We start from the raw sequence: 5,240 nt of genomic DNA, 5'->3' as shown, positions 1-5,240 counted from the left end.
GGTAGTTATCAAAAAGTAGAGAAGCCTTTAAAAGCCATTCCAAATCAGAATTTCAATAGTATTTATGCAGATGAATTGGAAGATAGCATAATATGGATAGCCGGAAATGAAGGCTTATATCGATTTGATGAAAAAGTAAAAATGGATTTAGATATCTCATTCAATACTTTTATTAAAAAAGTAAGCATAAATGATTCTGTTTTATCTCAAGGATTGTACAAAGAATTCAGGACTTCAGATACCATCCCAACCTTAGTAATCAATCAAACTGAAGCATCAACTCCTCTACTCAGTTTCGCTAATAATAATATCAAATTTGAATATAGTGCACTCTTTTATCAGCAAGCTGAAAGAAACCAGTACTCTTATTTCCTTGAAGGTTTTGATACGGAATGGTCGGCTTGGTCAAGTATGAACCATAAAGAATATACCAATTTGCCTGCAGGCAAGTATCAATTTAAAGTAAAGTCGAAAAATTTATATGATACAGAAGGTAAAACGGCTATTTACAGATTTAAAATTTTACCGCCATGGTATCAAACTACCTGGGCATACTTTTTATTTAGTGTAATAATAGTCAGTATTATCTGGCTTTTGATGTTAGCCTATACCTATAGAGTAAGGCAACAAAGAAAAAAACTTAAATTGATAGTGGCTGACAGAACTTTTGAGGTAATACAACAGAAAAAAGTAATAGAGAAGCAATTACTTAAAATGTCGAATCTGAATGAAGAAATTAGTCAGCAGCGTGATGATATATTAGAAAAAAATCAGGAATTAGAGAGTTCGCAGGATCAAATAATTGCCGTAAACAATAAACTCCAAGAATTGAATCAAGCACTTGAGGCAAGAGTTGAAAAAAGAACAGCTAAGATAAAAGACACCATTCGAAAACTACAACAAACGAATAAAGATTTAGACACTTTCACCTATAAAACATCCCATGATTTAAAAGGACCGATTAGTAGAATTAAAGGCATATTGGCATTGGCAAGGTTTGAAAACCCCGAGATAAAAACGGATAGGTATTTGGACTTGATTGAAAAGACCACCAAAGAAATGGATATTCTATTGAGTAAACTAACTCAGGTACACAATATCTATAACTCAAAAATTGAATATAAACCCATTGATATCCCTACCGTTTTCAAAGAGGTAATGGAAAAAATTAGTCCGTTAGTGGACCAGGCCAAATTCAAATTTCATTTTGATTTGAAAAATGAAAACGAATTAAAAACGGATGAAAAAATGCTAGAGTTGGTTTTACTTAACTTACTAGAGAATGCGCTCATATATTCCGATGATGAAAAACCACAAAAAGAAATAAAGCTAAGCACAGTACGAAAAAATAATACATTCTATCTCTCTATAGAAGATAATGGCGTAGGGATACCTGACAAACAGCTACCAAGAATATTTGAAATGTTTTACAGAGGCTCTGAAAAATCTATTGGTAATGGATTGGGCTTATATTTAGTAAAAGTAGCCGTTGAAAAAATTGGTGGCACGCTCACCTGTGAAACAGAAGAATTTTTATTCACTAGATTTACGATTGAGTTTCCTTTTAAGGAGGGGTAAGTTGGAAGCTTGAACTTAATAATTCAATCTCTTACTTGTGGCACACCAGTTATCTGTGAAAATTATAAACTCAACCCTTCTTCTTAGCTATCAATTTTTTCTCTCTATCTAAAAGTCCTTTTAGGGTTTGGCTTTTGAAAATCTTAACGGTTTCATTACGGACTTTTAAGAATGCTTCCCGTATGGAGCAGGTTTCTTCGTCCTTACACTCTTCACATCGTTCATAGAATTTGAAAGTAACACAAGGAAGTAAGGCAATAGCACCATCAAATAACCTTAAGACTTGAGCCAAATTAACAGTTTCAGGATCTTTGCGAAGGTAATAACCTCCACCTTTGCCTTTTTTACTACCCAAGATACCATCATTTTTCAATTCAAGAAGTATGGCTTCCAAAAATTTATGCGGTATATTTTCTTCTTCAGCTATGGTACTGATTAATGTAGGGCCTTCTTTATATTTTCTGCCCAAATGGACTAATGCGTTAATGGCGTATTTTGACTTTTTGGAAATCATATCGGTAAATATACGCTTTGAAAGGGATTTTTAAGGGTAAATCTTTAAAAAGTATAGAGAGTATTTTATTTCAAATTCATTTCAATATAAGCCTTCAAATCCTCCACCTGTTGATGACTCATTTTTTCCAGAGTGTAGTTGGGCATATATTCTTTATGTCCTAATTCAGAATAAGAACCATTTCTTATAATTTCATAAATAGACTTTTTACTATTCTCAGGCATATGTTTTTTCAACCATCTAAAAGTGAGTATAGAGTTATCTAATACTAAATCACTCTCGCCATAAGCATGATGGCAATGCTGACAGCCCAACTCGTATATTGCTTTGCCATATTGAGGTCTGCCTTCAAAAGGATATCCCTTTTCCTTACTTTCAGGCAGTTCAGCAAATGTTGCCGGAGATTTTGTTAAGTAATGAGATTTAATAAATGCGATGGCACTATCATTATCAGATTCTGCCAATTCATTCATATGGTCTATTTCTTTTTCAGTTAAATCTAAATCCTCCATTTTAATTTGTAGGCTCCACAGATAAGAAAGAATACTTTTCATTTCCCATTCTTCAAGTTCTCGACCCTGAGAACACACAGTAGCACATAAATTGATGCTTCCTTTTAAGCTTCCCTTAGCCTTTTCTACCAAACTTCCATATTTTAAAACATAATCATCATTATACCACGACTCTTTATTGACAGTCCCCCAAAAAGTAGTGCCTTGTAAATAAGGTAATTCCCTTTTCATAGCATATTCCAAGCGAGCATCTTGATCAACCAAGGTCAAATCAGGGTCTTCTCTTTCTACATTATGACAACTGGTACAAGTATAAAATTTGCTTATGGCATTTGAAGCAAATCCATCTGGCGGATTAGTCTTTCCTACATGAATCAGGTCATATCCTCTTTTAATATCTACTGAATCAGGATTTTCAATATAGTGCTCTGGGTAATCTTGCCCTAAAGACTTTAACACATCTACTAATTTTTGCTGAGGTTTAATTTCCTGATCACTCATAGGAGTAAAAGAAGCTATTAAAAGCAAAAAGCTTAGTGATGAAATGAACCAATATTTGTATTTCAATTTATACATCTGATCATATTATTTTCTGGCCCCAACTTTAAAATCTCTAGTGATATTAAAACCAAAATGGATATCTCCATTCTGAATCATTCCTGTAGTTTCAGCTATATACAAAGGGGCAATCATCCCTAAAGAATTCGTGAAATTTAATTGGAAAATATGTCCCTTGGTTTCCAGTTCAATTCCCAGGCCAGCTGAAGATTGATATTGAGAAGCCAATTGATTAGGCAGATTGAAATAATACTCCAGATTAAATGCTAAAACTTTAGATACCTGAAATCTCCCAGCCGTTCCCAAACTATAAATATCATTATTACTTTCTAAATCCAATACATAATTGCGATGAACGTAAGTCGGCATAATCTGAAAACTTATAAATTCATTAAATTTTCTGGCTAAAAGTAATTGATGAACATAAGTTAAATTATCAATAAATGATAAATCCTCAGTTTGTGGAGTTTGAATAGTCCTGATGGCAGCATTTGTATAGTATACCAATGAAACAGGACTTCCTCCCTCCTTCCTTTGTTGAAGAAATCTATATTTCAAATAAAAATCATAGTGCTTTTGCAAAGAGTTTCTGCCAAATCCAACATTAATATTATCGGTAAAAGCATAATCTAAGCCAATCCTAATGGTGGAATTATCTAAACCCCATAGTTGTTGAACACCCGAACTTATCGTCCCAAACCTGTGAGAAATAATAAACTTCATCATCCCTTTTGGTAGAACCTCAGTGGAATGACCGTTTACTATACGAGTATCTCTAAATACTTTTTCTCGATTTTCCTGGGCCAATAAATTGAATACCCAAAACTGTATAATTAAAATTGCTAGTATTTTTTTCATGTTTTTAATTATCTAAAGCCCCGTCATCTACCCAGCAGGCAATGGCTTGAATTTCTACATTTGTTAAATCAGGCCTACCAGCTGGAGGCATAGTTTCACTACCTGTTCGACTTTTAATTCTAGATGCATTTTCAATTATATTTTCATCTATGGATAAATCGGGTGATCGAGAACCATTATGACAACCGCTTATAGCACAATTTGTAGCAATAATTGGTTTGATATCATTGATTAAGCTAATATTGGTCTTAATTTCAACACCTGAAATTTCAGCTTCACAACCATTAGCATCGCGTGCTAAAATGGTGTAATTACCATTTGATAATCCTGTAAATTCAGGGTTATTTTGAACTATATCATTATTGATAATATATTCAATTGGTTCTACTCCACCTAGCTGTTCCACCATTATACTTCCTGTATTTTCACTACATTCAGAATTATTCTTTTCAATTAATGATAGCTGTAGGCCATCTTCATTTTCTATTATTACTTCGATTGCTTCACTTATACAATTTGTATTTACAGCTTTTGCTTGGATGGTATAGTTTCCGGCTGACAAGTTAGGAAATACATTGTTTTCACTAAAATCACCATCATTTAATCGATATACATATTGAGCATCATCATTAACATTAGCCACTATTTCACCTGAAGCTTGTTCACAGGAAGTATTTTCAACTGATTCGATTTTAAGCTCTATTGACACTGTATCACAATTGCTTTCCGGTGCTGCAATTCTTTCATATTCACAACCATATATGAAAATTAATAGTGATATGGTGATTAGTATATTACTGGATCTCATGTTTATTTATTTGATTTTATCAATAAAGTAGAAGTTGTATTGAGTATCTTCCTACCAGAGATGAACGAGCTACTTTCTTCTAGTATGGTAAAATGCTTGAAATTTATGCTCATTTCATATTCATATTAACTTCTTGAATTATTATTTAAACAACCTACGTACTAACCCATTGTTTTGGATTAATAATAATTAAAATAAAACTTTTATGATTAAAATAATTATACAAATCTAATTTAAATATAATTATATAATAATTTCTCCACTTTATTACTAACCTGAGTTTCTATGTTGAAAAACCAGACAAAAGGTAATTTATTTTCTTTTTTTGCCTTTTTTAGGCGTAGTTGTCCTATGATAAAATTTTAAGTTTGTCAAGGGTGGCTTAGGTTTGTGCGCTGTTTTGTGCGGCCAT

General features: G+C 32.7%; 5 protein-coding genes. 1 reads left to right on the top strand and 4 read right to left on the bottom strand.

Going from position 1 to position 5,240, the window contains the following annotated elements; all coding sequences use genetic code 11:
• On the top strand, window positions 1-1,578 hold a 1,578-nt coding region (locus Q0L29_RS10430), incomplete at its 5' end, for an ATP-binding protein (RefSeq protein ID WP_296621457.1).
• Window positions 1,579-1,648: 70 nt separating this feature from the next.
• Here the strand turns inward: Q0L29_RS10430 and Q0L29_RS10425 are convergent.
• The 4 genes from Q0L29_RS10425 to Q0L29_RS10410 all read right to left on the bottom strand — a co-directional run bounded on the left by Q0L29_RS10425 (window position 1,649) and on the right by Q0L29_RS10410 (window position 4,828).
• The gene (locus Q0L29_RS10425; protein WP_296621455.1) at window positions 1,649-2,092 is read right to left on the bottom strand and encodes an Rrf2 family transcriptional regulator; all 444 of its coding nucleotides are present in this window, start codon (window positions 2,090-2,092) and stop codon (window positions 1,649-1,651) included.
• Window positions 2,093-2,157: 65 nt separating this feature from the next.
• Window positions 2,158-3,180 (bottom strand): cytochrome c, encoded by a 1,023-nt coding sequence (locus Q0L29_RS10420; protein ID WP_296621453.1) that lies wholly within the window; start codon window positions 3,178-3,180, stop codon window positions 2,158-2,160.
• Between the two features lie 9 nt (window positions 3,181-3,189).
• Entirely contained in the window at window positions 3,190-4,020 is an 831-nt protein-coding gene (locus tag Q0L29_RS10415) for a DUF5777 family beta-barrel protein (RefSeq protein ID WP_296621451.1), read from the bottom strand.
• Between the two features lie 4 nt (window positions 4,021-4,024).
• Window positions 4,025-4,828 carry a hypothetical protein gene (locus tag Q0L29_RS10410; RefSeq protein WP_296621449.1) on the bottom strand — a complete coding sequence of 268 codons (804 nt, stop codon included), beginning with the start codon at window positions 4,826-4,828 and terminating at the stop codon, window positions 4,025-4,027.
• Window positions 4,829-5,240: the final 412 nt, after the last annotated feature.

Source organism: Marivirga sp. (assembly GCF_024636815.1).
Taxonomy (GTDB): Bacteria; Bacteroidota; Bacteroidia; order Cytophagales; family Cyclobacteriaceae; genus Marivirga.
The sequence above is the reverse complement of the archived record's forward strand: the minus strand, read 5'-3'. Positions and strand labels throughout refer to the sequence as shown.

Bases quoted from the DNA above. Each gene is read 5' to 3' on its own strand.
- Q0L29_RS10425 (WP_296621455.1), bottom strand. From the start codon at position 2,092: ATGATTTCCAAAAAGTCAAAATACGCCATTAACGCATTAGTCCATTTG.
- Q0L29_RS10415 (WP_296621451.1), bottom strand. From the start codon at position 4,020: ATGAAAAAAATACTAGCAATTTTAATTATACAGTTTTGGGTATTCAAT.
- Q0L29_RS10410 (WP_296621449.1), bottom strand. From the start codon at position 4,828: ATGAGATCCAGTAATATACTAATCACCATATCACTATTAATTTTCATA.
- Q0L29_RS10420 (WP_296621453.1), bottom strand. From the start codon at position 3,180: ATGTATAAATTGAAATACAAATATTGGTTCATTTCATCACTAAGCTTT.